The organism is Amycolatopsis sp. WAC 04169 (assembly GCF_003947535.1).
GTDB lineage: Bacteria > Actinomycetota > Actinomycetes > Mycobacteriales > Pseudonocardiaceae > Amycolatopsis > Amycolatopsis keratiniphila.
The window spans coordinates 101,631-124,908 of the sequence record NZ_QHJI01000012.1 but is presented as its reverse complement, the minus strand read 5'-3'; the positions used below and the strand labels follow the sequence as shown (position 1 = coordinate 124,908).

The window sequence follows — 23,278 nt, the reverse complement described above, 5'->3', positions numbered from 1 at the left end:
CTCATCGCCGTTGTATGGTGACCGGGTGACGGCCGTGTCGGAGGCAACCGAAGTCGACGGCGCGGGGCGAACGGCGCAACCGCGCCAGTTGATCGTGACCGTGTACGGCCTCTACTCGCGCGGCGAGGGCGGCTGGCTCTCCGTCCGCTCCCTGATCGACCTGCTGGCCGGAGTGGACGTCGAGGAACCGGCCGTCCGGTCGTCGATCTCCCGGCTGAAGCGGCGCGGGATCCTGTCCGCGGTGCGCCGCGACGGGGCCGCCGGGTACGAGCTTTCCGAGACCGCGCTGGCGATCCTGCGCGAAGGCGACGAGCGGATCTTCCGCCGTGAACGCGCCACCCCCGGCGACGGCTGGCTGCTCGCGGTGTTCTCCGTCCCGGAGGCCGAACGGCACAAAAGGCACGTTCTGCGCACGCAACTGGCCAGGCTCGGCTTCGGGACCGCGTCTTCCGGCGTCTGGATCGCGCCCGCGCATCTGCGGGACGCGACGTCCGACATGCTGCGGCGGCTCGAACTCGAGGGCTACGCCGATCTCTTCCACGCCGAGCACCTCGCGTTCGGCGACGTGCGGGAGAAGATCCGCGAGTGGTGGGACCTCGACCAGCTCGAAGCGCTGTACACCGCCTTCGTCGACGAGCACGCGGCCGCGCTGCGGCGGTGGCAGCTGCGCAAGACCACGGACGAGGCCGAAGCGTTCGCCGACTACGTCCGGGTGCTGACCGACTGGCGGCGCCTGCCCTACCTCGACCCGGGCCTGCCCGCCGAACTGCTGCCGCCGAGCTGGGCCGGGATCCGGGCCGCGGACCTGTTCTTCACGCTGCACTCGCGGCTGGGCGAGGCCGCGGCCGCCCACGTCTCGCGCACCCTGCCCTAAACGACCGCGAAGCCCTGCACCTCGACCAGTGCTTCCACGTCCCAAAGCCGGCTGACGCCGATCCCCGCCATCGCGGGGTACTCGCTCCCCGCGAGCCGCTTCCACACCGCGCCGATCTCGCGCGCGTGGGCCCGGTAGTCGTCCATGTCCACGATGTAGATGGTCACGCTGCACAGGTCCGACGGCTTCCCGCCCGCCGCGCGCAACGCGGTGAGCAGGTTGGACAGCGCGCGTTCGAACTGCTCGACCACGCCGTCGCCGACGATGCGGTTCTCCTCGTCCAACGCCGTCTGACCGGCGAGGAAGACGAACCGGCCACTCGCCGCGACGGCGTGCGAGAAACCGGAGGGGCGGCCGAGCTCGGGCGGGTTGATGCGCTCCATACGGGTCAGCATATCCCGTATCGTTGACGGTCGTACATACCGCGACATACCCTGAGCGACGTGCGTATCGCGGTGTTAGGCGGCGGCCCGGCGGGGCTCTACTTCGCCACGCTGGCGAAACAGCTCCATCCCGATCACGAGATCACCGTCTGGGAGCGCAACGCGCCCGACGACACCTTCGGGTTCGGGGTGGTGTTCTCCGACGAGACACTCGGCGGCATCGAGCACGCCGATCCGGTGATCCACGCGGCCATGCGCCGGGAGTTCGCGCGCTGGGACGACATCGACGTCCACTTCCGCGGCACGGTGCACACCTCCGGCGGGCACGGGTTCGCCGCGATGAGCCGCAAACGGCTGCTCGGCATCCTCCAGGAACGCTGCGCGGAGCTCGGCGTCGACGTCCGGTTCCGCACCGAGGCGCCGAGCGCGGCCGAGGCGAGCGCCGAGTACGACCTCGTAGTCGCGGCGGACGGCGTCAACTCGCCGACCCGCAACGCCTTCGCGGAGAGCTTCCGGCCGAGCCTCCAGACCAGGCGCTGCAAGTACATCTGGCTCGGCACGGACCTCGTCTTCGACGCCTTCAAGTTCCACGTCCTGGAAACCCCGCACAGGATCATGCAGATCCACGGCTATCCGTACAGCGACACCGCGAGCACGTTCATCCTCGAACTGCACGAGGACGTCTGGCAGCGCGCGTTCGGCGAGATCGCCGCGACGTCACTGGCGCCGGGCGAGAGCGACGAGAAGTCGATCGAGGTCATCCGCGAGCTGTGCGCGGACGTCCTCGGCGACCATCAGGTGTTCGCCAACAATTCGAAGTGGACCGCCTTCGCCACCGTCCGCTGCGCGAGCTGGCGGCACGAGAACGTCGTCCTGCTCGGCGACGCCGCGCACACGGCGCATTTCTCCATCGGTTCCGGCACGAAGCTCGCCATGGAGGACGCGCTCGCGCTCGCCGCTTGCCTGCACGAACAGTCCGATATGGACAGTGCGCTGAAAGCCTATGAGGCGGAGCGAAGGCCGGTCGTCACCTCGACCCAGCGCGCCGCGCAGGCGAGCCTCGAATGGTTCGAGAACCTGGGCCAGTACACCCACCAGGATCCGGCGCAGTTCGCCTTCAACATCCTCACCCGCAGCCGCCGCGTCACCTACGACAATCTCCGGCTGCGCGATCCCGAGTTCGCCGCGGAACTGGACAGCTGGTTCGCGTCCACTTTGGACACCGAAGTCCGGCCGCCGATGTTCCAGCCGTTCCGTATCGGGAACCTGGACCTGCCGAACCGCGTCGTCGTCTCGCCGATGGACATGTACTCCTCCGAGGACGGCGTCCCGACCGACTTCCACCTGGTACATCTGGGAAGCAAGGCGCTCGGCGGCGCCGGGCTGGTGATGACGGAGATGGTCTGCGTCTCCGAAACCGGCCGGATCACCCCGGGTTGCGGCGGCCTGTACACCGAGGAACAAGAACGAGCGTGGAAGCGGGTCACCGACTTCGTCCACGGGCATTCGCCCGCGCGGATCGGCGTCCAGCTCGGCCATTCCGGGCGCAAGGGCTCCACGAAACTGATGTGGGACGGCATCGACCAGCCGCTCCCCGAGGGCAACTGGGAGATCTGCGGCCCGTCCGCGATCCCGTACAGCGAAGCGAACCAGACCCCGCGCGAACTCACGGTCGCTGAACTACAAGAGATCCGCGACCAGTTCGCACAGTCCGCCCGAGCCGCCGCACGGGCGGGGTTCGATCTCCTCGAACTCCACTGCGCGCACGGCTACCTGTTGTCGTCGTTCCTGTCCCCGCTGACCAACCGGCGCACCGACGAGTACGGCGGCTCACTGGAGAACAGGCTGCGTTTCCCGCTCGAAGTCTTCGACGCCGTCCGTGCCGCGTGGCCCGCCGAGCGGCCGATGACGGTCCGCATCTCCGCGACCGACTGGTACGACGGCGGGATCGACGTCGACGACGCCGTCGAGATCGCCCGCGCGTTCGCCGAACACGGCGCGGACGGCATCGATGTGTCGACAGGTCAGGTCGTCAGCGAGGAGAAACCCGAGTACGGCCGCAGCTATCAGACGCCGTACGCCGACCGGATCCGCAACGAGATCGGCCGCGAATACGGGATCGCGGTGATCGCCGTCGGCGCGATCTCCTCCTACGACGACGTCAACTCGCTGATCCTCGCGGGCCGCGCGGATCTGTGCGCGCTCGGCAGAACCCACCTTTACGATCCACAGTGGACACTGCACGCCGCCGCCGAGCAGGGCTATCCGATGCCGTGGCCGAAGCAGTTCGCGGCGGGCAGCCGGAAACCGCAGGGCGGCCGCACCGACGGGCCGAAACCACGGCTGGAACTCCTGCGCTCGGGAGAACCCGGCACCGCGCACGCCCGCTGGCGACCTGGGAGCGACCGATGACCGCCTTCGCACTGAGCCCCGATCAGCAGTCCTTCGCCGAAGAAGTCCGGCGGCTGGGCGCCGAAAAACTCCGCCCGCTGGCCGAATCCGGCACCGAAGGCGCGGTCAACCGGCCGCTGCTCAAGGAACTGGGCGCGCTCGGCCTGCTCGCCCGGCTGTTCCCCGGCGTCGACGGCGGCAGCCCGAGCCGGGAGGCCGCCGCGACGGATCTCTGCATCCTGCGGGAATCACTCGCGAGCCAGAGCACCGAGGCCGAGACGGCGTTGGCGCTGCAGGGCTTGGGCACGTATCCGGTGCTGCAGTCCGGGCAGGACTCGCAGGTCGCGAAGTGGGTTCCCGCCGTGGCCGCGGGCGACGCCGTCGCCGCTTTCGCGCTCACCGAGCCGAACGCGGGTTCGGACGCGGCCGCCCTGGAGCTCGCCGCCGAGCCCGACGGCGACGGCTGGCGGCTCACCGGCGAGAAGATGTGGATCTCCAACGCCCCCGAGGCCGATTTCTACAGCGTTTTCGCCCGCACCACACCGGAAGCGGGATCGCGCGGGGTGTCCGCGTTCGTCGTCCCCGCCGACCGGGCCGGGCTGTCGGGCGAACACCTCGACCTCGTCAGCCCGCATCCCATCGGCACCCTGGTCTTCGATGGTGTCCGCGTCGAACGCGACGAACTGCTCGGCGAACAGGACCGCGGCTTCGGCGTGGCGATGCGGACACTGGACCTGTTCCGGCCGAGTGTCGGCGCGTTCGCCGTCGGGATGGCGCAGGCCGCGCTCGACGCCGCCGTCGCCCACGCCCAGACCCGGGTCGCGTTCGGCGGGCCGCTACTGAAGCAACAGACCGTGGCGCACACCCTCGCCGAAATGGCGACCCGCACCGAAGCGTCACGTCTGCTCGTCTACGCCGCGGCCGCCGCGTACGACGCGGGCGAGCGGAACCTCGCCGGCCGGGCCGCGATGGCGAAACTGTTCGCCACCGAGACCGCGCAGTACGTCGTCGACTCGGCCGTGCAGATCCACGGCGCCCGGGCGCTGCGGCGAGGCCATCTGCTCGAGCACCTCTACCGCGAGGTCCGGGCGCCGCGTATCTACGAGGGCGCGTCCGAAGTGCAGCGCACGATCATCGCGCGGTCGCTGGCTTCTTCCTAGCCGGACGCCGGTCGAGGTGCCACTGCGCGGCGAACAGGACCAGCGTCGTGCTCACCCAGGCCGAGATCGCGGCGACCGACTGGGTCAAGGCCAGTTCGCTTCCGCCGAACGTGGTCTCCAGCTGCGGCTGCAACGTGATCAGCGCGATCGGCCCGGTCACCCGGCTGACGATGATCGACATGGTCAGCGCGAAACTGCGGACCATCCAGCGGCGGTGATCGGCGAACCGGCGCTGCCGTGCCGCGTGCCAGCCGGCGAACGTGCACCCCAGCCACAGCACCCCGGCCACGACGTTGGCCACCCGCGTCGCCGGGCCGAACGGGCTCAGGGCGCCGACGGTCAGCGCCATCGCCCCGGCCGGGAGCACCCCCGCGAAGACGTACACGCGGCCGAGCTTCCGGTGCACCGCCGGGTACTTCGCCCGGAACCACGGCCAGATCTGGAGCAGCGCGGAGATCATCGCGATCGAGCCGAACAGCACGTGCGCCGAAAGGAACCAGTAGTGCGATGTGAACCCCGGCGGTTGCGGCACCCGCGACTGCGACGGGTCCAGCGACAGATACGGCGGCATCGAAAAGGCCAGGAACACCACGATGATGACGGCCATCGGCGCTATCCAAGGCCTTCGCCACCACGTTTTCCGCGGCGCCGTCTCCGGCCGATCACGACGTTCCAGCCTGACGGTCATCACTATCCCCCACGTTCCGGTACCGGCGAAGAACTTTCGCTGCCGAACCTAGAACGCGGGGCGTGGCGGAAGAATGGAGCGCGCCGCCGGTTCGATGGTGGAGCGGGCCCTACCGCCGGCTGCCACGCACCCGGTGGACGACGTCGCGGTAGGCCAGGCCGCTCTGCTTGATCGTCCGCGCCTGCGTCTCGCGGTCGACCCGGACCAGGCCGAGCCGTTTCGCGTAGCCGTACGCCCATTCGAAACCGTCCAAAAAGGACCAGGCGAAATAGCCGCGGACATCCGCGCCCGCCTGCCGGGCCGCGGCCGTGGCGGCGATATGCGCGGACAGGTACGCGGCGCGGTCGTCGTCGCGGACGAACCCCGTCTCGTCGGGGACGTCGGCGAACGCGGCACCGTTTTCGGTGACGTAAAGCGGCAGGCCCGGGTAATCCCGGCCGACGCGGACGAGCAGTTCGGTGAGCTTCTGCGGCAGGATCTCCCAGCCCAGCGCCGTCGACGGCGCCCCGAACGGCACCTTGCGGAACGCGGGCAACCCGAAATGCTCCACCGCGTCGCCGTTCTCCTCCACGCCGGAATACCGCGTCCCGAAGTAGTAGTCGACGCCGAGGAAATCGAGCGGTGCCGCGATGATCGACGGATCCCACGGCTCGGACGGCAGGCGGATGCCCTGGCGCGCGAGGGTCTCGAGGACGTCCTCCGGGTACCGGCCGTGCACCAGCGCGTCGAGGTAGAACCGCGTCCCGAGCCCGTCCTCGAAGCGGGCGGCTTCGCGATCGGCCTCGCTGGGCGTGGCCGGGTCCGCGGTGCTCAGGTTGAGCGTGATGCCGAATTCCGTGCCGGGCTTCGCGAGTTCCCGCATCCGCCGCACGGCGAGCCCGTGGCCGAGCAGCAGATGATGCGCCGCCGCCATCCCCGCCTTCGCGTCCCGGCGGCCGGGCGCCATCACACCGTGGACGTACCCGTGCATCGCCGTGCACCACGGCTCGCTCAGCGTGGTCCAGTGGCGGACACGATCACCGAGCCGCTCGAACACGAGCATCGCGTAGTCGGCGAACCGGACGGCGGTGTCACGCGCGGGCCAGCCGCCCGCGTCTTCGAGATGCTGGGGCAGATCCCAGTGGTACAGCGTCAGCCAGGGATCGATGCCGTTGTTGAGCAGTTCGTCGACCAGCCGGTCGTAGAAGGCGATGCCGGCGGGGTTGACGCCGCCGCGTCCGCGCGGCTGCACGCGGGGCCAGGAGACGGAGAAGCGGTAGGTGTCGACCCCGAGTTCCTTGATCAGCGCGATGTCGGCGGGCATCCGGTGGTAGTGGTCGCAGGCGATTTCGCCGGTGTCACCGTTGTCGACCGACCACGGCGACCGGGCCCAGGTGTCCCAAATGGACGGTGTTCTTCCGTCTTCGGCGACCGCGCCTTCGATCTGGTACGCCGAGCTGCCGACCCCCCACCGGAAGTCCGGCGGCAAGGAGCCGATGAGCTCGTCCTCCCCCGTCATGACCCTCTTCCCGCCTTATTTCACCAGTTGATACATGGCGGAGGCTAAGGTCGTGGGGCATCCTGGAAAGGTCCGCCGCCATAAGATGGGTATCCGCATGCCTGCCAAGCGCACCACCGTCCGTGACCTGCGGCGGCACAACCGTTCCCTCCTCCTGTCGAAACTCTACTTCGACGGCCCGCTCAGCCGCCACGAATTGAGCGGTCTGACCGGTTTGAGCGCCGCGACCGTCAGCAACGTGACCGCCGAACTCGGCGAGGAACGCCTCATCGTCGAAGCCGGTCTCGTCGAGTCCGATGGCGGCAGGCCGCGCGTGCTGCTCCGCGTCGATCCGGCGTACGGCCACGTCGCGGGCGTCGACATCGGCGAGACCGGGGTGAAGGTCGAGTTGTTCGACCTCACCATGAACCGGCTCGCCACCGTCGAGCACCCGCTGGCCTCCCCGCGACCGGACGCGGCCGCGGCGGTCACCCAGGTGGCGTCCGGGCTCCGGGAAGTGATCGCGGAATCGGGGATCGACGAGGCGACCGTGCTCGGCGTCGGCGTCGGCGTCCCCGGCACCGTCCAGCAGGGCGAGGCGCTTCGCGTGCACGCGCCCACCATCGGCTGGAAGGAGGTCCCGCTGGTCGACCTCCTGCGCGCGGAGGGTGTCGAGCTGCCGCTGTTCGTCGACAACGGCGCGAAAACCCAGGGACAGGGCGAAATGTGGTTCGGCGCCGGCCGCGGCGCCCGGCACGCGGTGATCGCCCTGATCGGTTCCGGGGTCGGCGCGGCCGTGGTCACCGACGGCACCACGTACCGGGGCTCCACCAGCAGCGCGGGCGAATGGGGCCACACGACGATCGTCTACGGCGGACAGGAATGCCGTTGCGGGGCACGCGGTTGCCTGGAGTCCTATGTCGGCGCGGAGGGCGTCCTCGCCCGCTATCGCAAGGCGCGCGGCGGAAAGACGGCCTCGGACGAGGACGAGCAGACGCAGTTCGCGGCCCTGCTGGAGTCGGCGGGCAAGGCGAAGGCCGCGGCCAAGGTGCTGGAAGAGACCGCGGGCTACCTCGGCGCCGGGATCGGCAATCTGATCAATCTGTTCAATCCGGAGCGGATCGTGCTGGGCGGCTGGGCCGGGCTCGCGCTCGGCGAGCACTACCTGCCCGAGATCCGGCGCGTGGCGGGCGAGCACGCGCTGGCGCACGTGTTCGACCAGACCGAGATCGAGCTCGGGCAGCTGGGGCCGGACGCCGTCGCCATAGGAGCCGCCACCCTCCCGGTCGCCGCCCTCCTGGAGCAGGGCGCGGACCCGCGGACGGCCGGATCGAAGCGGGGCACCGCCGCCTGACCTTAATTCGAGGTCGAAAAATACGTCTTGTCGCAGTGGTAGAGACCATGCATACTTTGTTGCCAGGCACAACAAAGTGGTTTTTCTGCCTGCGAAGAGAGGCGACAACGATGTCCATCTCCTCCCGTTTTCGCTGGGCGGCCTTCCTCGCCGCCGGCGTTCTCCTCGGCTCACTCCCCGCCACCGCACCGGCCCCGGCCGAGGCCGCCGTCATGGCCGCGACCTTCACCGACGACTTCAACGGGCCCGCCGGCGCGGGCATCGACACCTCGAAGTGGCATTTCGAGACCGGCGACAACGTCAACAACCACGAGCGGCAGTGGTACACGTCCGGGACGAACAACGCGGCGCTCGACGGCCAGGGAAATCTGGTCATCACCGCGAAGAAGGAGAACCCCGGCAACTACAACTGCTGGTACGGGCGCTGCGAGTACACCTCGGCCCGGCTGTCCACGCAGGGTCAGTTCACCCAGACCTACGGCCGGTTCGAAGCGCGCATGAAACTGCCGCGCGGACAAGGGATGTGGCCCGCGTTCTGGATGCTCGGCGCCGACATCGGCAACGTCGGCTGGCCCAACAGCGGCGAGATCGACATCATGGAGAACGTCGGCTTCGAGCCGAACACGGTGCACGGCACCCTCCACGGCCCCGGCTACTCCGGCGCGGGTGGCATCGGCGCGGCCTACAACGGGCCGAACTTCTCCGACGACTTCCACACCTACGCCGTCGACTGGGCGCCGAACCAGATCAAGTGGTACGTGGATGGGAACCTCTACCAGACCCGTACGCCCGCCGATCTCAACGGCAATCGCTGGGTGTTCGACCATCCCTTCTACCTGATCCTGAACCTCGCCGTCGGCGGCTACTGGCCGGGTGACCCGAACTCCAGCACCGTCTTCCCGCAGCGGCTCGTGGTCGACTACGTGCACGTCAACTCCAGCGACACCGCCGGGCGGACCGGGCGGATCACCGGCATCGGCGGCAAATGCGTCGACGTCGCCGGGGCGAACACCGCCAACGGCACCCCGATCCAGATCACCGACTGCAACGGGAACGCCGCGCAGAACTGGACCATCGGCGGCGACGGGACGATCCGCGCGCTCGGCAAGTGCATGGACGTCTCCGGCGGCGGAACCGCGGACGGAACGGCCGTGCAACTGTGGGACTGCAATGGATCCGGCGCGCAGAAGTGGGCGATCAGCGGGGCGCGTGACATCGTGAACCCTCAGGCGAACAAATGTCTGGACGCCACCGGGAACAGCTCCGCGAACGGGACCAGACTCCAGATCTGGACCTGTGGGGGCGGCGCGAACCAGAAGTGGACGACCCCCTAGCACCCCACGCGTTTCGTCCTCTGAATGCGGTAGTTCGACTACGAACTACCGCATTCAGTCCTCTGAACGCGTTTGGGAACGCTCGGCGTAGGCCTCGACGAGCTGATTTTCGGCATCGGTGAGGTACTGCGCGAGGAGCTTTTCGGCGCCGAGGCCGTCGCCTGCCTCGATGCGCTCGAGGATCTCCGCGTTGCGCTTGAGGTACGGCTCGTGGAAGCGCCGCGGGTCGGCCATCATGTGGAACACCAGCCGCAGCTCGGCCAGGATGCCGCGCATCAGCTCGTCGATCCGCTCGCTGCCGCTCAGTTCGGCGATCGCCGAATGGAACCGGATGTTCGCGGTGCCGAGGTCCTGCCACCGCTCACCCCGCTCGGCGACCCTGCCGTCCTCGACCAGTCGCGCGAGCTTCGCGAACGACGGCGGCTTCTCCGTCACCGCACGCACCGCCGAGCACTCGACGACCTTGCGCACCTTGTAGAGATCGACGACGTCCTCGACGGGCAGCACCCGCACGAAGACCCCGCGGTTGAGCTCGTGGGTGAGCAGGCGTTCGTGCGTGAGCAGCCGGAACGCCTCGCGCAGCGTGTTGCGGGAGACGCCGAGCGCCGAGCCGATGTCGTGCTCCGACAGCCGGACGCCGGGCAGGAAGAACCCTTCCGCGATGCGCGTGCGAAGGACCCCCGCGACCCTTTCGGCCGTGCTGGTGCGGCTCACCATGCCGCGATCCGCTTCGAGTCCTTGAACCGAGGCAGGACCACCCTCCGCGATCGTCACGTGACCGATCCTAACCGGCTACAAGAGAGCGAGCCAAGGATCCTCTTGTGGAATTGTTGAACAATACCTACAGTGGCTATCCATGTGACCCGTGCCACGATGGATTCACCCTCTGGAGGTGCCGATGGACGCGACAGCCACTACCGAAGACACACGCCCCTTCGCCTGGTTCCGCACGCTCGGTTCACGAGGCCGCCGGGCCTTCGTCGGGGCGTTCGGCGGCTACGGGCTCGACTCGTTCGACTACCAGACCCTCCCGCTGGGCCTGGCCGCGATCACCGCCTACTACGGCCTCTCCGGCGGTGAGGCGGGTCTGCTCGGCACCACGACGCTGGTGGTCTCGGCGATCGGCGGGATCGGGGCGGGCATCCTGGCCGACCGGATCGGCCGGGTCCGCACCCTCCAGCTCACCATCGCGATGTACACGATCTTCACCGTGCTGTGCGGATTCGCGCCGAACTTCGAGACGCTCCTGGTCTTCCGCGCCCTGCAGGGCCTCGGCTTCGGTGGCGAATGGGCGGCCGGCGCCGCGCTGGTCGCGGAGTACTCGCAGGCGAAGTACCGCGGCCGGACCGTCGCCTTCGTGCAGAGCGCGTGGGCGGTCGGCTGGGCGCTGTCCGTCGTCGTCTACACGGTGGTCTTCAGCATTTGGAGCCCGGACGTCGCGTGGCGCGTCATGTTCTGGACCGGCGTCATCCCGGCGCTGCTGGTGCTCTGGGTCCGGCGAAACGTCCAGGACGCGCCCGTCGCGGAGGCCGCCCGCGCCACGAAGAAGGAACGCGGTTCGCTGGCGGGCATCTTCAAACCGGACCTGCTGCGCACGACGTTCTTCGCCGCGCTGCTCGCCACCGGTGTCCAGGGCGGTTACTACACGCTCGCGACCTGGCTGCCGAGCTACCTGAAGACCACCCGCGGCCTCACCGTCATCGGCACCGGCGGCTATCTCGCGTTCCTGATCTCCGGCGCCTTCATCGGCTACGTCACCGGCGGCTATCTCACCGATCTTTTGGGCCGCAAGAAGACGTTCCTGCTGTTCTCGGTGCTGTCGGCGGGCCTCATCGTCGCCTACACGCAGATCCCGGCGGGCGCGAACACGCTCGTGCTGTTCCTCGGCTTCCCGCTCGGGTTCTCGATGTCCGCGATCTTCAGCGGGTTCGGCGCCTTCCTCGCCGAGCTGTACCCGTCGGCGCTGCGCGGCACCGGGCAGGGCTTCACCTACAACCTCGGCCGGGCCATCGGCGCGACGTTCCCCGCCGTGGTCGGTTTCCTCGGCGCGGGCGGCGCGATGGCGGTCGGCGCGGTCGGCTACGGCATCGCCGTGCTGGCGCTGCTCGGCCTGCCCGAGACTCGCGGCCGCGAACTGCTGTGACCACAATCGGAAGAGGAGGCACCACGATGACCACCTTCGACGACCCGGCGACGTTGTCCCCCGGCGAGGCGCGTGCCCTGTTCCGCGCGGGCACGGCCCGGCCGACCACCGGCTGGGCGAACGGGTTCACCCAGACCAACCTGATCGCCGTCCCCGAGGACTGGGCCTACGACGTCCTGCTGTTCTGCCAGCGGAACCCGCAGCCCTGTCCAGTGCTCGACGTCAGCGACCCCGGCGACCCGTCGACCAGGCTGGCGCCCGGCGCGGATCTGCGCACCGACCTGCCGCGCTACCGCGTGTGGCAGAACGGCGCGCTGGCAGGCGAACTCGCGGACGCGACCGGGTTGTGGCGCAGCGACATGGTCACGTTCTCGATCGGCTGCAGTTTCACCTTCGAATCGGCGCTGGCCGCGGAGGGCATCCCGCTGCGGCACGTCGACCAGGGCCGCAACGTGGCGATGTACGTGACGAACCGCGAATGCGTCCCGGCCGGACGGCTGCACGGGCCGATGGTGGTCTCGATGCGGCAGATCCCCGAAGACCGTGTGGACGACGCCGTGCGCATCACCCGCGGGATGCCCGCCGTGCACGGTGCTCCGGTGCACATCGGCGACCCGGCCGCGCTCGGCATCGCCGATCTCGGCAAACCCGATTTCGGCGACCCGGTCGTCGCGGAACCCGGTGACGTGCCGGTGTTCTGGGCGTGCGGTGTGACCCCGCAGGCGGCGCTGATGGCGTCGCGTCCGCCGTTCGCGATCACGCACGCGCCCGGCTACATGTTCGTGACCGACAAACTCGACAGTGAGTTCAGGGTGGCCTGATGGATCTCAACAGTGACCTCGGCGAAGGTTTCGGCGCCTGGAAGATGGGTGACGACGACGCCATGCTCGACATCGTCACCAGCGCGAACGTCGCCTGCGGCTTCCACGCCGGCGACCCGTCGGTGATGCGGCGCGTCTGCGAACGCGCGGCGGAGCGGGGCGTCGTCATCGGCGCCCACGTCGCCTATCGCGATCTGGCGGGCTTCGGGCGGCGGGCGATGGACGTCGCCCCCGCCGACCTGGCCGACGACGTGCTCTACCAGATCGGCGCGCTCGACGCGTTCGCCCGCGCGGCGGGAACGAGCGTGCGGTACGTCAAACCGCACGGGGCGCTGTACAACACCGCGGCGGTCGATCCGGAGCAGGCGGCGGCGGTGGTCGAGGGGATCCGGCGGTTCCGTCCCGGGCTCGCGCTGCTGTGCCCGCCGGGGTCGGAAATGGCCAAGCAGGCGGAAAAGGCCGGGTTCCCCGCGTACGCCGAGGCGTTCGCGGACCGCGCGTACACCCCCGAAGGCCTTCTCGTCTCCCGGAAACTCCCCGGTGCCGTGCTCCACGACGCCGACGAGGTCGCTTCCCGGGCGGTCGCGATGGCGACCACCGGCAAGGTCGTCGCCGCCGACGGGACCGAGCTGGCGCTGCAGCCGCATTCGCTGTGCGTGCACGGCGACACCCCCGGCGCCGTCGAACTGGCGCGCCGGATCCGCGCGGGACTCGACGCCTCCGGTGTCCACATCGGATCGTTCATCGAGGCCGCATGATGCGAGTGCTGCCCTATGGGGCGCGTGCGGCCATGGTCGACTTCGACGATCCGTCGGAGGTGCTCGGGCTGCACGCGTCACTGGAGCAGGACCCGCCGGACGGCGTCCTCGAACTGGTCCCGGCCGCGCGGACCCTGCTCATCCGGTTCGACCCCGGCCGCACCCACCACGACCGGCTCGCCGAAGACGTCCTCCATCGGGCAGGAGTGGACACCAAGCCACGCGAGGCGGCCGAGATCGTCGTGCCGGTGCGCTACGACGGCCCGGACCTGGCCGACGTCGCGGCCGCGTCCGGCATGTCCGCGGAGGCGGTCGTCCGGCGGCACGAGGACGGCACCTACGTGTCGGCGTTCTGCGGTTTCGCCCCGGGTTTCGCCTATCTGACCGGGCTGGACCCCGCGCTGCACCTGCCGCGCCGGTCGAGCCCGCGCACCCGGGTGCCCGCCGGCTCGGTCGCGATCGCGGGCGAGTACACGGCGGTGTACCCGAACGCCTCACCCGGCGGCTGGCAACTGATCGGACGCACGACGTTGCCGGTGTGGGACGTCGAACGCGAGCCGCCGAACCTGCTGGCACCCGGCACGCGGATCCGGTTCACTTCATGACCGCGAAGATCGAAGTGCTCCGGCCCGGCGTTTTCACCACCGTGCAGGACCTCGGCCGACCGGGGCTGGCCGCGATCGGCGTCGGCCGGTCCGGTGCCGCCGACCGCGGTTCGCTGCGGCTGGCGAACCGGCTGGTCGGCAACCCCGAGGGCCACGCGGCCCTGGAATGCGTTCTGGGCGGCCTCGCCCTCCGGTTCTCCGCTACGGCGACCGTCGCCGTCACCGGCGCGCCGTGCTCGATCACCGTCGGCGCGCGTGCCTACGGCCCCGGCTCACCGATCCCGGTCGGCCCCGGCGAAGAACTCGTCCTAGGGATGGCTTCTCACGGTTTGCGTTCCTATGTCGCCGTGCGCGGCGGCATAGACGTCCCCTCAGTGCTGGGCGCGCGGGCGACCGACACACTGGGCAAACTCGGCCCGCCCGCGCTCTCGGCCGGGATGACCTTGCCGGTGGGACAGCGGGTGCTGCCCCATCCTGGCGTGGATCTCGCTCCTCGTGCGCCCTTGCCGGACGTCCCGGTCCTGCGAGTGACTCCGGGGCCCCGGGTCTCGTGGTTCGTTCCCGAAGCACTGTCCACTTTGGTCTGCACGGGTTACGTCGCCACCGCCGACGTCGATCGGGTGGGTGTGCGGCTGGACGGTCCCGTGTTGTCGCGGGCACGTAGTGGCGAATTACCTCCCGAGGCCGCCGTGCCGGGGGCGTTGCAGGTACCTCCTTCGGGGCAGCCGATCCTGTTCCTGGCCGACCACCCGGTGACCGGGGGCTATCCGGTGATCGCGGTGGTGGAGGAAGCGGATCTGGATCTGGCCGCGCAGGTACGGCCGGGGCAGCGGGTGCTTTTCCGGCTCTCGTGAGTGGTAAGGACGGCTCTAACCAAGGGGGTCTTGGCTATTCACCGGCTTCCGGCGCACGGTCCGTGGAGGTGCTGGAGGTGTGTCGCGAAAGCCACTTTCGGGACATCAGATGTCGCGAAAGTGGCTTTCGCGACAGGATTGCCAGGGTGGTACCGGGCCCGGCCACAGCCGACGTTGCGAAAGCCACTTTCGCAACGTTGAAGGTTGCGAAAGTGGCTTTCGCAACCCCGAGCAAGGACGGCTCTAACCGTCCTTACCACTCACGAGGCCCGAAACCCGCAAAGTGATGTTCAACCGCCCCGCCAACCCCAGCGCCGGATCAGCGGTCCCCGGCAAAACCCGGGGCACCCCATGGAAAGCCAGCCTGGACTCCCCGCCGAACACGAACAGATCCCCCGAGCGCAGATCCACATCCGTATAGGGCCGCCCGCGATCGGTCGTGTTCCCGAACCGGAAGACGCAGGCGTCCCCGAGACTCAGCGACACGACGGGCTCCAGCGAAGCCTCGTCCTTGTCCTGATGCTGCCCCATTTTCGCGGCGGAATCATAGAAGTTCACCAGCGCGATGTCCGGCTCGTACGACGAAGTCCCGTAGGCGTCGGAGACGGCCCGGCGCCCGAGATCCCCCAGCCACGAGGGAAACGGCAGCACCGGCGAGCCGTCATCGGTCACCTTCGCGTACCGGTACGGATGCCAGTGCCAGCCGAGGCACACCGTCCGCACCGACATGACGCCGCCGTTCGGCAGCCGCGTCCGCCGGTAACCGCGCCAGCCACGGCAGGCTTCGACCAGACGTCGTTGACCGTCGAGGTCGAGCCAGTCCGGAACATGCACCGCGCCGGGCGCGACTTCGGTCCGCGGTCGGGGGATCAGCGCGTCCACACGTCGAGTCTGCCAGGGCGCGCGCCGATGATCCGGTGGCCCCGCACCATGACACCGGCCATGGCGAACAAGCGCAGCACGCGACGGCCGAATCGTGGCTCCACCGGGGCATCCATGACTGTCACGGCCAACGAAGCTGCCACAAAGCGGCGGGAGAAGCCACCTTTCGGACTACTCCGATCGGCCGGTTGACCGCAGTGCGTTCACCCGGTCACTGTGCGAATTCGACCACCGTCACCCCGGCCCGCGCGGGCACCGGGTCGTTCATCTCCGCGAGCACCGCGGGGACCTCGTCGAGGCCGACCCGCTTGCCGATCATGCCTTCGAGGTCGATCCCGGCCGTCTCCACCACGCGCAGCATCTCGGGGTACTCGTGCGCCTGCAGGCCGTGGATGCCGACGATCTCCAGTTCCCCGCCGATCACGCGGTGCATCGGGATCGGCGCGATGCCCTGCGCGGGAGGCATCAGACCGGCCTGCACGTGCCGTCCGCGTTTGCGGAGGCTGCCGATCGAGGCGGCGCAGGTGGCCGGCGAGCCGAGGCAGTCGAGCGAGACGTGCGCGCCGCCGCCGGTCAGCTCCCGGACGTGCGCGGAGACCGCCTCGTGCCCGTCGAACGCGGACGGGTCGACGCACACGGCAGCCCCCATCCGCGAGGCCAGCGCCCTGGCCTGCGGAGACGGGTCGACGGCGACGACCGACGCACCGGCCGCGACGGCCAGCAGGATCGACGAGACACCGACGCCCCCGCAGCCGTAGACCGCGACCCACTGACCAGGCCGGACCCCGCCCTGGCGCAGCACGGCCCGGAACGCCGTCCCGAACCGGCAGCCCAGGGCCGCGGCCTCGGCGGCGGACAGCGTGCCGGGCAGTGCCACGAGGTTGACCTCGGCGTTTTCGATGGCGACGTACTCGGCGAACGAGCCCCAGTGGGTCGCGCCCGGCTGGAACTCGCGGTCGCAGATCTGCTGGTCACCGGCGGCGCACTGGGCACAGGTGCCGCACGCGCAGACGAACGGCACGGTCACCCGGTCGCCCGCCGACCAGCCCCGGACGCCCTCGCCGAGCGACGCGATGCGGCCGGCGAGTTCATGCCCGGCGACGTGCGGCAGCTTCACCGACGTGTCGTGCCCCTGCCAGGAGTGCCAGTCGCTGCGGCACACCCCGGTCGCCTCGACGGCGATCACCACCCCGCCCGGCGGCGCGACCGGATCCGGCACCTCGCGTACCTCGGGCAGCACCCCGAACTCCTCGAAGACGACCGCCCGCACCCGCGCTCCCTAAGTGTCCCGGCCTCTCGGCATCACGAGGCCCTCGCCGGGCACCGTACACCGGGCCGCCCGCCCACGCGGCGGCCCGAGAAGCCGCGACAGCGACTCCGGCGGCACCCCGAGGACCTCCTCGAGATTCTTGAGCACCAGCAGGGATTCCGGCCGTTCGGGACGGCAACGTCCCGACTGCCAGTGGCTCAGGGTCGCGAGGCTCACCGAGCACCCGCGCCCTCTCAGCCGGTACCGGATCCGATCGAGCCCGAGGCCCCTCGCCCTGATCGCCGCCCTGAGGGCGTCCGCGAACGGTCCGGTCTCCAAAAGCCGCCTGAGTTCACGTCCTTCCGCCACCCCCCGGTCGATGGTGTGTGTCCGCTGACCGGTCATCTTCATCGCCTTCGCACGCTCGCTAGCCACCCGGAATAGCGCAGCCTAGGCGGGCGAACACATGATCGGAAGGGCCTTAGATCACCTATCGGCGTGGCAGGCGGGTGACGTAATTATGCAGAGACGTAGGAAAATTCCCACCGCGGCCGATACCGGTCCACAATGGACAGGTTCAGCGCAGCGCGACCGAAAGCGCCTGCGCGATCTCCTTGCCGATCGCGTGGGTGGCCGCGTCGGGCGGCGAGCCGACCTTGACCACCATCGGTCCGCCGAACGGCTGGCGCTCGACGACCTCGATCCGCTCGCCGAGGCCGATCGAATGCTCGGTCAGGTACCGCAGGAGCTCCGGATCGGTGTCCCAGACGCGGACGATCTCGCCGACCGCGCCGGGCGGGAGGTCGTCGAGGATGCGCATCGGCATTTCCTCGACGCTGCCGTCGGGGGCGGGGATGGGGTCGCCGTGCGGATCGCGCATCGGGTTGCCGAGCTTGGCCGCGATCCGCTCGACGAGCCGGTCCGACACCGCGTGTTCGAGCGCGTCGGCCTCCGAATGCACCTCGTCCCAGGTGTAGCCGAGCTCGGACACCAGGTAGGTCTCGATCAGCCGGTGGCGGCGCAGCACCGAGCGGGCCAGCAGCCTGCCCTCGGTGGTCAGCTCGATCCCGCGGTACGGCACGTGCGCGACCAGTCCCAGCTGGGACAGCTTGGTGACCATGCCGGACGCCGACGACGGGCTGACCTCCAGCCGTCCGGCCAGCGACGTGTTGGTGACGGCCTCGCCGCGCTCCACCAGCCCGTAGATCACCCGGACGTAGTCCTCCACGGACGACGACCTGCGACTTGCCCCTTCACCCATGGGTGCGAGTTTACGGCTTGCCGCCCGGTCGCGGATCACCCAGCGTGCGGCCGCCAGCGGTACCGGATCCAGCCGGGGACGGGGTCGGCGCCGAGCTGGGCGTAGAACGCCTCGCCCTTCTCGTTGCCCTCCTGCATGTCCCATTCGACCCGGCCCGGGGTCCGCGCGCTCAGCTCTTCGAGCAGCTCCCGCCCGAGGCCGAAACGACGGTGCTCAGGGCGTACGAAGAGGTCGTCGAGCCAGATCCCCGGACGCGCTTCCCAGGTGGAGAAGTTCCAGCTGCAGAAGGCGAAGCCCGCGACCTTGCCCGGCTCACCCGGCGGGGTGGCCAGCAGCACCCAGGCCTTCGGATCGGGCCCGAAGAGGAACCCGGCCATCTCCTGCCTGTCGAGCTTCAGATCGTGTTTGTCCTCGTAGACCGCGTGCTCCTCGATGAGCGCGCAGATCTCCTCGATGTCGTCCGCGACCGCGTCCCGCACCGGCATGGGTCTCAGCTCCGTTCGTAGACGATGTCGCCGCCGACGGCGGTGGCGACGACGTGGATCGAATCCAAAGTGGACTCGTCGGTCGGGTCGGCCGAGAGGACGGCGAAGTCCGCGAGCTTGCCGATCTCCAGCGTGCCCAGGTCCTTCTCGGCGAAAGCGGCGTACGCGGATCCGTAGGTGTACGCGCGCAGGGCTTCGGCGGGGGTGAGCCGCTCATCGGGACCCAGCACGACCCCGGACGCGGTCTTCCGCCGCACCATGTCGGCCAGCGCGAGCAGCGGCGCCCCCTCGACGACCGGGCGGTCCGAGCTGGCGGGCAGCACGCATCCCGCGTCGAGCAGGCTCTTGAGCCGGTAGCACCAAGGCTCGCGTTCGGGGCCGAGGGCGGCCCGCATCCCGTCGCCGATCTCGTTGACGAACCGGCCCTGCGGTGAAGCGATCAGCCCCAGCGACGCCAGCCGCTTCAGCTCCTCGGGCCGCAGCACCGCGCAGTGCTCGATGCGGTGCCGGTGGCCGGGACGCGGATCGGCCTTCAGCGCGGACTCGTAGGCGTCGAGGACGACGGTGATCGCGCGGTCGCCGATGGCGTGCGTCGCGATCTGCCAGCCGGCCTTGTGCGCGGCGGCGATCGTCCGCGCGATCTCGTCCTCGGGCACCTGGAAGTAGCCGACGTTGTCCGTTTCGCCGGCGAACGGCTCGTGCATGGCGCAGGTGCGGCCGATCAGCGAGCCGTCGGCGAACAGCTTCATCGCGCCGATCCGCAGCCATTCGTCGCCGAAGCCGGTGCGCATCCCCAGGTCGAGACCAAAACCCGCGCCCGCGTCCAGTTCGTGGAGCACGCTCGCCGCGACCATCACCGTGCTCCGCACCCGCAGCACCCCGCGTTCGCGCGCCAGCTGGTACGCGGCGAGCTCGGCGGGGGTCTCCCCCACGAGACCCCCGCCGATCCCGGCCTCCTGGACACTCGTGATGCCCTCGGCCAGGTAGCGCTCGCTCGCCCGGTCCAGCCCGCGGACGACCCGCTCGACCGGCGTCGGGTAGGTCAGCGGCCGCAGCATCAGCTGGGCCTGCTCCCGCAGCAGCCCGGTCGGCGAACTGTCCTCGTCGCGGACGACGTCGCCGCCGACGGGCACGTCGCCCAGGTCGAGTTTCTCCAGCACCGCGGAGTTGACCACGGTCATATGCCCGGACGTGTGCTTGAGCCGCACGAGATGCCCGGGAGCCGCGCGATCGAGCCCCTGCCTCGTCGGATGGCCGCCCACGAGCTTGTTCTGGTCGTAGCCGCTGCCGATGATCCAGCCGCCCGGCGGCGTTTCGGCCGCGCGCCGCGCGACGGCGTCGTACACCTCGTCGACGCTGCGGCAATCCGAAAGGGCGACGTCGTCGAGGGCCATGCCGAACCAGGCCATGTGGTTGTGCGCGTCGTGGAACCCGGGCACCACCACCGAGCCGCCGAGGTCCACGCGGCGCTTTGCGGAAAGCGCCGCCGCATCGTGTCCTAACGCCACAATTCGTCCATTGAGCGCAGCAAGCGCTACGGATTCCCCCGTTCCGGTGAGGAACCGGGCGTTCTCGTAGACCGTGTCGACCCGCATGGATTCGACCCTATCGATCGATCGATCGGTCGTCTAGGCTCGGCGTCATGAGCACCGTGGACTACGCACTCGACGACGGCATCGCCGTGATCTGGCTGAACCGCCCCGAACGGCTCAACGCGGTGGTCGCCGAACTGGTCGACGACCTGCTGGAGGCGCTCGACGCGGCCGCCAAATCGGAGGCGCGCGCCGTCGTGCTCGCCGGCCGCGGACGCGCCTTCTGCGCCGGTCACGACCTCAAAGAGCCCACCCCTGAGGGTGATTCACGCCCGCGACTCGACCGGCTACAGGACGTGACGCGCCGCCTTCGCGGCCTCCGCCAGCCCGTCATCGCCGCCGTCCACGGTTACGCGATCGGCGCGGGCGCCGAGTTCGCGATGGGCTGCGACCTGATCCTCGCCGCCGAAGACGCGATGTTCGCCTTCCCCGAGGTCTCCCTCGGCCTGAGCGTCACGGGCGCGGCGTCGCGGTTGCTGCCGTTGCTGGTCGGCCCGCTGAAGGCCAAGGAACTCCTGCTGCTGGGCGAACGGGTGAGCGGCGCCGAAGCGCACGAACTCGGCCTGGTCAACGCCACCGCGCCCGCCGACGACCTGATGGACACCGCGCTCGCGTGGGCGGCCAGGATCGCCGCGCATCCGGCCGCCGCGGCCACGATGGCCAAACGCGCCCTCGACTCCGGCATCGACAGCTCCCTCGACGCCGCGCTCGAACTCGAAGTCAGCCACGCGCTGATCACCGAACACTCCGCCGAGGTCGCCGCTTCCTCCGAGGCCTTCCGGAGCCGGGCATGACCTCGCTCGCCGGGATCGACACTCTCGTCAGGCTGACCACGAGGGCCGCCGCGCTCTGGCCGGACAAGACGGCGTGGATCTTCGACTCCACCGGGGAGAGCTTCACCTTCGCCGACGTCGACGCGCGCAGCACGGAGTACGCCCGCGCGCTGCTCGACCTCGGCGTGACGCCGGGCGACCGGGTCGCGGTGATGCTGCGCAACCAGCCCGAATTCCCGTTGCTGTGGCTGGCCTTGGCCAAGATCGGCGGCGTGCTCGTCCCGGTCAACACCGGATACCGAGAGTTCGACGGCGCCCACGTGCTGCGGCATTCCGGAGCCAGGTTCGCCGTCGCCGCCGAGGAATTCCTGGAGCTGCTGAACAAGATCGCGCCGGACACCTCGCTGGAACGCGTGCTCACCCCCGGCGAACTCACCGGTTCCGGGGCCACCCCGGACTTCACGAGCGAGGGCGAACGCCCGGTCAACATCCAGTACACCTCGGGCACCACGGGCGCCCCCAAGGGTTGCGTACTGCCGAACAGGTATTGGACGACACTGGCGATCAGCCTGGCCACGGACTTCCCGGCGGTCGGCGCGGACGACGTCATCCTGACCGCGCAACCGTTCCACTACATCGATCCACAGTGGAACGTGGCGCTGGGGCTCGCGGGCGGCGCGACACTGGTGGTGCTCGACCGCTTCCACCCGTCGACGTTCTGGGAGAAGATCCGCGAACACGGCGTCACCTGGTTCTACTGCCTCGGCCTGATGCCCACCCTTCTGCTGCGCCAGCCGGAAAGCGAGCTCGACAAGGCGCACCAGGTCCGCGCGATCTGCGCTTCGGCCATCCCGCGCGACCTGCACGCCGCGCTCGAAGCACGCTGGGGCGCGCCGTGGTTCGAGGCCTTCGGCATGACCGAGACCGGCGGCGACATCCGGATGTACCCGGCGGATCACGAGGAGACCGTCGGCACCGGCTGCCTCGGCAGGCCGGCGCCCACCCGCGAGGTGATGATCGCGGACGCGGACGGGAAACCGCTGCCGCGCGGGGAAACCGGCGAGCTGCTGATCCGCGGGGTCGGCCTGATGCACGGCTACCACGACGATCCCGAAGCGACCAGGCGCGCCTTCGACGGCGGCTGGTTCCACACCGGCGATCTGGCCACAATGGACGACGAAGGCCGCGTGTACTACGTGGGCCGCACCAAGGACATGATCCGCCGCAGCGGGGAGAACATCTCCGCCGACGAGGTCGAACGGGCGCTGCAGCTGCATCCCGCGGTCAAGCTCGCCGCCGTCATCGCGGTGCCGGACGACATCCGCGGCGAAGAGGTCAAGACGTACATCGTCCTCGACGAGAACGAGGGACACCGGTGCGAACCGGCCGAGCTGGCGGAGTTCTGCTCGGCGAAACTGGCCTACTTCAAGGTTCCCCGGTTCTGGGCGATCGTGACGGAGCTGCCGATGACTCCGTCGGAACGGGTCGCGAAGGGCGAGCTCAAGAAGGTGGAAGACCTCCGTGCCGGTTCGTGGGACAGGGCCACCGGAACATGGTTGTGAGCACCCGTGAACGAGTCCGGCAGGCGGCGGTGAAACTGTTCGCCGCCAAGGGGTTCCACGGCACCGGCATCCGGGATCTGGCGCAGGAGGCGGAGCTGTCGTCCGCCAGCCTGTACCACTACATGGGCACCAAAGAGGATCTGCTGGTCGCCATCATGAACGAGTCGCTGCGGCGGCTGCTCGACGCGGCCGAGCAGGCGACCGCCGGGCTCACCGATCCCGTGTCACGGCTCGGATCCCTGGTGGCGCTGCACGTGCTCGCGCACGCCATCCAACCGGATGACACCCGCGTGGTGGACAACGAGGTCCACGCGCTCACCCCCGGCGCCAGGGCCGACGTGGTGGCCCTGCGCGACGCCTACGAAAAGCTGTGGGCGGACGCCATCGAAGACGGTGTCACGGCCGGCGTCTTCCACACCGGGCAGCCTTCGGTCACCCGGCTCGCGCTGGTGGAGATGTGCAGCGGGGTCGCGCGCTGGTATTCGCCGAAAGGGCCGCTCACCCTGGATCAGCTGGCGTCCCATTACGCGGAGCTGGCGCTTCGGGCGCTCGCCTGCGAACGGCGGCTCGACGTCACAGCGTTGCAAAACTGCCGTGAAGTGGTCTCGGGAGTGTGGCGAGTGCCCGTTTAG

At 69.7% G+C, this 23,278-nt stretch carries 23 protein-coding genes; 13 read left to right on the top strand and 10 right to left on the bottom strand.

Annotation, left to right across the window (positions count from 1 at the left end):
- The first annotated feature begins 25 nt into the window (after nucleotides 1-25).
- Nucleotides 26-874, top strand: a complete 849-nt coding sequence (locus DMC61_RS32060) for a PaaX family transcriptional regulator C-terminal domain-containing protein (RefSeq protein ID WP_125693917.1) — start codon at nucleotides 26-28, stop codon at nucleotides 872-874.
- Here DMC61_RS32060 and DMC61_RS32055 read toward each other — a convergent pair.
- Nucleotides 871-1,269, bottom strand: coding sequence for a RidA family protein (locus tag DMC61_RS32055; RefSeq protein WP_016337429.1), 399 nt, complete (start codon nucleotides 1,267-1,269; stop codon nucleotides 871-873). The two genes, DMC61_RS32060 and DMC61_RS32055, sit on opposite strands and share 4 nt — an antisense overlap.
- A 48-nt stretch (nucleotides 1,270-1,317) precedes the next feature.
- On the opposite strand from DMC61_RS32055, the gene DMC61_RS32050 reads away from it, so the two are divergent.
- A complete protein-coding gene (locus DMC61_RS32050) occupies nucleotides 1,318-3,669 on the top strand; it encodes a bifunctional salicylyl-CoA 5-hydroxylase/oxidoreductase (RefSeq protein ID WP_125693915.1) in 2,352 nt (783 codons plus the stop codon).
- Nucleotides 3,666-4,808 carry an acyl-CoA dehydrogenase family protein gene (locus tag DMC61_RS32045; protein ID WP_125693913.1) on the top strand — a complete coding sequence of 381 codons (1,143 nt, stop codon included), beginning with the start codon at nucleotides 3,666-3,668 and terminating at the stop codon, nucleotides 4,806-4,808. The genes DMC61_RS32050 and DMC61_RS32045 overlap by 4 nt, the downstream gene beginning before the upstream one ends.
- Here DMC61_RS32045 and DMC61_RS32040 read toward each other — a convergent pair.
- Nucleotides 4,780-5,415, bottom strand: a complete 636-nt coding sequence (locus DMC61_RS32040) for a DUF2306 domain-containing protein (RefSeq protein WP_125693911.1) — start codon at nucleotides 5,413-5,415, stop codon at nucleotides 4,780-4,782. The two genes, DMC61_RS32045 and DMC61_RS32040, sit on opposite strands and share 29 nt — an antisense overlap.
- Nucleotides 5,416-5,605: 190 nt before the next feature.
- The gene (locus DMC61_RS32035; protein ID WP_125693909.1) at nucleotides 5,606-6,994 is read right to left on the bottom strand and encodes a GH1 family beta-glucosidase; all 1,389 of its coding nucleotides are present in this window, start codon (nucleotides 6,992-6,994) and stop codon (nucleotides 5,606-5,608) included.
- Nucleotides 6,995-7,079: 85 nt separating this feature from the next.
- Here DMC61_RS32035 and DMC61_RS32030 point away from each other — a divergent pair, with 85 nt between their 5' ends.
- Nucleotides 7,080-8,327 (top strand): ROK family protein, encoded by a 1,248-nt coding sequence (locus DMC61_RS32030; protein ID WP_016337434.1) that lies wholly within the window; start codon nucleotides 7,080-7,082, stop codon nucleotides 8,325-8,327.
- A 110-nt stretch (nucleotides 8,328-8,437) separates the two neighbouring features.
- On the top strand, nucleotides 8,438-9,661 hold the full coding sequence (locus DMC61_RS32025) for a glycoside hydrolase family 16 protein (RefSeq protein WP_125693907.1): 1,224 nt from the start codon (nucleotides 8,438-8,440) through the stop codon (nucleotides 9,659-9,661).
- A 54-nt stretch (nucleotides 9,662-9,715) separates the two neighbouring features.
- Here DMC61_RS32025 and DMC61_RS32020 read toward each other — a convergent pair whose 3' ends face one another.
- Nucleotides 9,716-10,378 (bottom strand): GntR family transcriptional regulator, encoded by a 663-nt coding sequence (locus tag DMC61_RS32020; RefSeq protein WP_125694290.1) that lies wholly within the window; start codon nucleotides 10,376-10,378, stop codon nucleotides 9,716-9,718.
- A gap of 181 nt (nucleotides 10,379-10,559) precedes the next feature.
- Here DMC61_RS32020 and DMC61_RS32015 point away from each other — a divergent pair, with 181 nt between their 5' ends.
- From DMC61_RS32015 to DMC61_RS31995, 5 genes are read left to right on the top strand one after another with little or no spacing between them, the layout of a single operon-like run.
- Entirely contained in the window at nucleotides 10,560-11,804 is a 1,245-nt protein-coding gene (locus DMC61_RS32015; RefSeq protein ID WP_125693905.1) for an MFS transporter, read from the top strand.
- A 26-nt stretch (nucleotides 11,805-11,830) separates the two neighbouring features.
- The gene (locus DMC61_RS32010; RefSeq protein ID WP_125693903.1) at nucleotides 11,831-12,625 is read left to right on the top strand and encodes a putative hydro-lyase; all 795 of its coding nucleotides are present in this window, start codon (nucleotides 11,831-11,833) and stop codon (nucleotides 12,623-12,625) included.
- Nucleotides 12,625-13,383: a LamB/YcsF family protein gene (locus tag DMC61_RS32005; protein WP_016337439.1), complete on the top strand. Its 759-nt coding sequence runs from the start codon at nucleotides 12,625-12,627 to the stop codon at nucleotides 13,381-13,383. The genes DMC61_RS32010 and DMC61_RS32005 overlap by 1 nt, the downstream gene beginning before the upstream one ends.
- A complete protein-coding gene (locus DMC61_RS32000; protein ID WP_125694288.1) occupies nucleotides 13,383-13,988 on the top strand; it encodes an allophanate hydrolase subunit 1 in 606 nt (201 codons plus the stop codon). The genes DMC61_RS32005 and DMC61_RS32000 overlap by 1 nt, the downstream gene beginning before the upstream one ends.
- The gene (locus tag DMC61_RS31995; protein ID WP_125693901.1) at nucleotides 13,985-14,842 is read left to right on the top strand and encodes a biotin-dependent carboxyltransferase family protein; all 858 of its coding nucleotides are present in this window, start codon (nucleotides 13,985-13,987) and stop codon (nucleotides 14,840-14,842) included. Before DMC61_RS32000 ends, DMC61_RS31995 begins: the two co-directional genes overlap by 4 nt.
- 243 nt (nucleotides 14,843-15,085) lie before the next feature.
- Here DMC61_RS31995 and DMC61_RS31990 read toward each other — a convergent pair whose 3' ends face one another.
- The 6 genes from DMC61_RS31990 to DMC61_RS31965 form a co-directional block, all read right to left on the bottom strand.
- On the bottom strand, nucleotides 15,086-15,724 hold the full coding sequence (locus DMC61_RS31990) for an alpha-ketoglutarate-dependent dioxygenase AlkB (protein WP_125693899.1): 639 nt from the start codon (nucleotides 15,722-15,724) through the stop codon (nucleotides 15,086-15,088).
- Between the two features lie 211 nt (nucleotides 15,725-15,935).
- Entirely contained in the window at nucleotides 15,936-16,994 is a 1,059-nt protein-coding gene (locus tag DMC61_RS31985) for an alcohol dehydrogenase catalytic domain-containing protein (protein ID WP_125693898.1), read from the bottom strand.
- A gap of 9 nt (nucleotides 16,995-17,003) precedes the next feature.
- On the bottom strand, nucleotides 17,004-17,384 hold the full coding sequence (locus tag DMC61_RS31980; protein WP_037347947.1) for a transcriptional regulator: 381 nt from the start codon (nucleotides 17,382-17,384) through the stop codon (nucleotides 17,004-17,006).
- Nucleotides 17,385-17,550: 166 nt separating this feature from the next.
- Entirely contained in the window at nucleotides 17,551-18,234 is a 684-nt protein-coding gene (locus tag DMC61_RS31975; RefSeq protein ID WP_037347949.1) for a metal-dependent transcriptional regulator, read from the bottom strand.
- A gap of 35 nt (nucleotides 18,235-18,269) precedes the next feature.
- Entirely contained in the window at nucleotides 18,270-18,719 is a 450-nt protein-coding gene (locus DMC61_RS31970; RefSeq protein WP_016337446.1) for a GNAT family N-acetyltransferase, read from the bottom strand.
- A 5-nt stretch (nucleotides 18,720-18,724) separates the two neighbouring features.
- Nucleotides 18,725-20,314, bottom strand: coding sequence for an amidohydrolase (locus DMC61_RS31965; RefSeq protein WP_125693896.1), 1,590 nt, complete (start codon nucleotides 20,312-20,314; stop codon nucleotides 18,725-18,727).
- A gap of 47 nt (nucleotides 20,315-20,361) precedes the next feature.
- On the opposite strand from DMC61_RS31965, the gene DMC61_RS31960 reads away from it, so the two are divergent.
- From DMC61_RS31960 to DMC61_RS31950, 3 genes are read left to right on the top strand one after another with little or no spacing between them, the layout of a single operon-like run.
- Nucleotides 20,362-21,105: an enoyl-CoA hydratase/isomerase family protein gene (locus DMC61_RS31960; RefSeq protein WP_125693894.1), complete on the top strand. Its 744-nt coding sequence runs from the start codon at nucleotides 20,362-20,364 to the stop codon at nucleotides 21,103-21,105.
- Nucleotides 21,102-22,646, top strand: coding sequence for an ATP-dependent acyl-CoA ligase (locus DMC61_RS31955; protein ID WP_125693892.1), 1,545 nt, complete (start codon nucleotides 21,102-21,104; stop codon nucleotides 22,644-22,646). Before DMC61_RS31960 ends, DMC61_RS31955 begins: the two co-directional genes overlap by 4 nt.
- Nucleotides 22,637-23,278, top strand: coding sequence for a TetR/AcrR family transcriptional regulator (locus DMC61_RS31950; RefSeq protein WP_125693890.1), 642 nt, complete (start codon nucleotides 22,637-22,639; stop codon nucleotides 23,276-23,278). Before DMC61_RS31955 ends, DMC61_RS31950 begins: the two co-directional genes overlap by 10 nt.

What these genes read in the sequence shown, in the direction of transcription:
- DMC61_RS31955 (WP_125693892.1), top strand. Translation starts at nt 21,102, where the DNA reads ATGACCTCGCTCGCCGGGATCGACACTCTCGTCAGGCTGACCACGAGG.
- DMC61_RS32020 (WP_125694290.1), bottom strand. Translation starts at nt 10,378, where the DNA reads ATGGTGAGCCGCACCAGCACGGCCGAAAGGGTCGCGGGGGTCCTTCGC.
- DMC61_RS32025 (WP_125693907.1), top strand. Translation starts at nt 8,438, where the DNA reads ATGTCCATCTCCTCCCGTTTTCGCTGGGCGGCCTTCCTCGCCGCCGGC.
- DMC61_RS31995 (WP_125693901.1), top strand. Translation starts at nt 13,985, where the DNA reads ATGACCGCGAAGATCGAAGTGCTCCGGCCCGGCGTTTTCACCACCGTG.
- DMC61_RS32000 (WP_125694288.1), top strand. Translation starts at nt 13,383, where the DNA reads ATGCGAGTGCTGCCCTATGGGGCGCGTGCGGCCATGGTCGACTTCGAC.
- DMC61_RS31980 (WP_037347947.1), bottom strand. Translation starts at nt 17,384, where the DNA reads ATGAAGATGACCGGTCAGCGGACACACACCATCGACCGGGGGGTGGCG.
- DMC61_RS31950 (WP_125693890.1), top strand. Translation starts at nt 22,637, where the DNA reads ATGGTTGTGAGCACCCGTGAACGAGTCCGGCAGGCGGCGGTGAAACTG.
- DMC61_RS31965 (WP_125693896.1), bottom strand. Translation starts at nt 20,314, where the DNA reads ATGCGGGTCGACACGGTCTACGAGAACGCCCGGTTCCTCACCGGAACG.
- DMC61_RS32055 (WP_016337429.1), bottom strand. Translation starts at nt 1,269, where the DNA reads ATGCTGACCCGTATGGAGCGCATCAACCCGCCCGAGCTCGGCCGCCCC.
- DMC61_RS32010 (WP_125693903.1), top strand. Translation starts at nt 11,831, where the DNA reads ATGACCACCTTCGACGACCCGGCGACGTTGTCCCCCGGCGAGGCGCGT.
- DMC61_RS32015 (WP_125693905.1), top strand. Translation starts at nt 10,560, where the DNA reads ATGGACGCGACAGCCACTACCGAAGACACACGCCCCTTCGCCTGGTTC.
- DMC61_RS32045 (WP_125693913.1), top strand. Translation starts at nt 3,666, where the DNA reads ATGACCGCCTTCGCACTGAGCCCCGATCAGCAGTCCTTCGCCGAAGAA.
- DMC61_RS32030 (WP_016337434.1), top strand. Translation starts at nt 7,080, where the DNA reads ATGGGTATCCGCATGCCTGCCAAGCGCACCACCGTCCGTGACCTGCGG.
- DMC61_RS31975 (WP_037347949.1), bottom strand. Translation starts at nt 18,234, where the DNA reads ATGGGTGAAGGGGCAAGTCGCAGGTCGTCGTCCGTGGAGGACTACGTC.
- DMC61_RS32035 (WP_125693909.1), bottom strand. Translation starts at nt 6,994, where the DNA reads ATGACGGGGGAGGACGAGCTCATCGGCTCCTTGCCGCCGGACTTCCGG.
- DMC61_RS31970 (WP_016337446.1), bottom strand. Translation starts at nt 18,719, where the DNA reads ATGCCGGTGCGGGACGCGGTCGCGGACGACATCGAGGAGATCTGCGCG.
- DMC61_RS32005 (WP_016337439.1), top strand. Translation starts at nt 12,625, where the DNA reads ATGGATCTCAACAGTGACCTCGGCGAAGGTTTCGGCGCCTGGAAGATG.
- DMC61_RS32040 (WP_125693911.1), bottom strand. Translation starts at nt 5,415, where the DNA reads ATGGCCGTCATCATCGTGGTGTTCCTGGCCTTTTCGATGCCGCCGTAT.
- DMC61_RS31960 (WP_125693894.1), top strand. Translation starts at nt 20,362, where the DNA reads ATGAGCACCGTGGACTACGCACTCGACGACGGCATCGCCGTGATCTGG.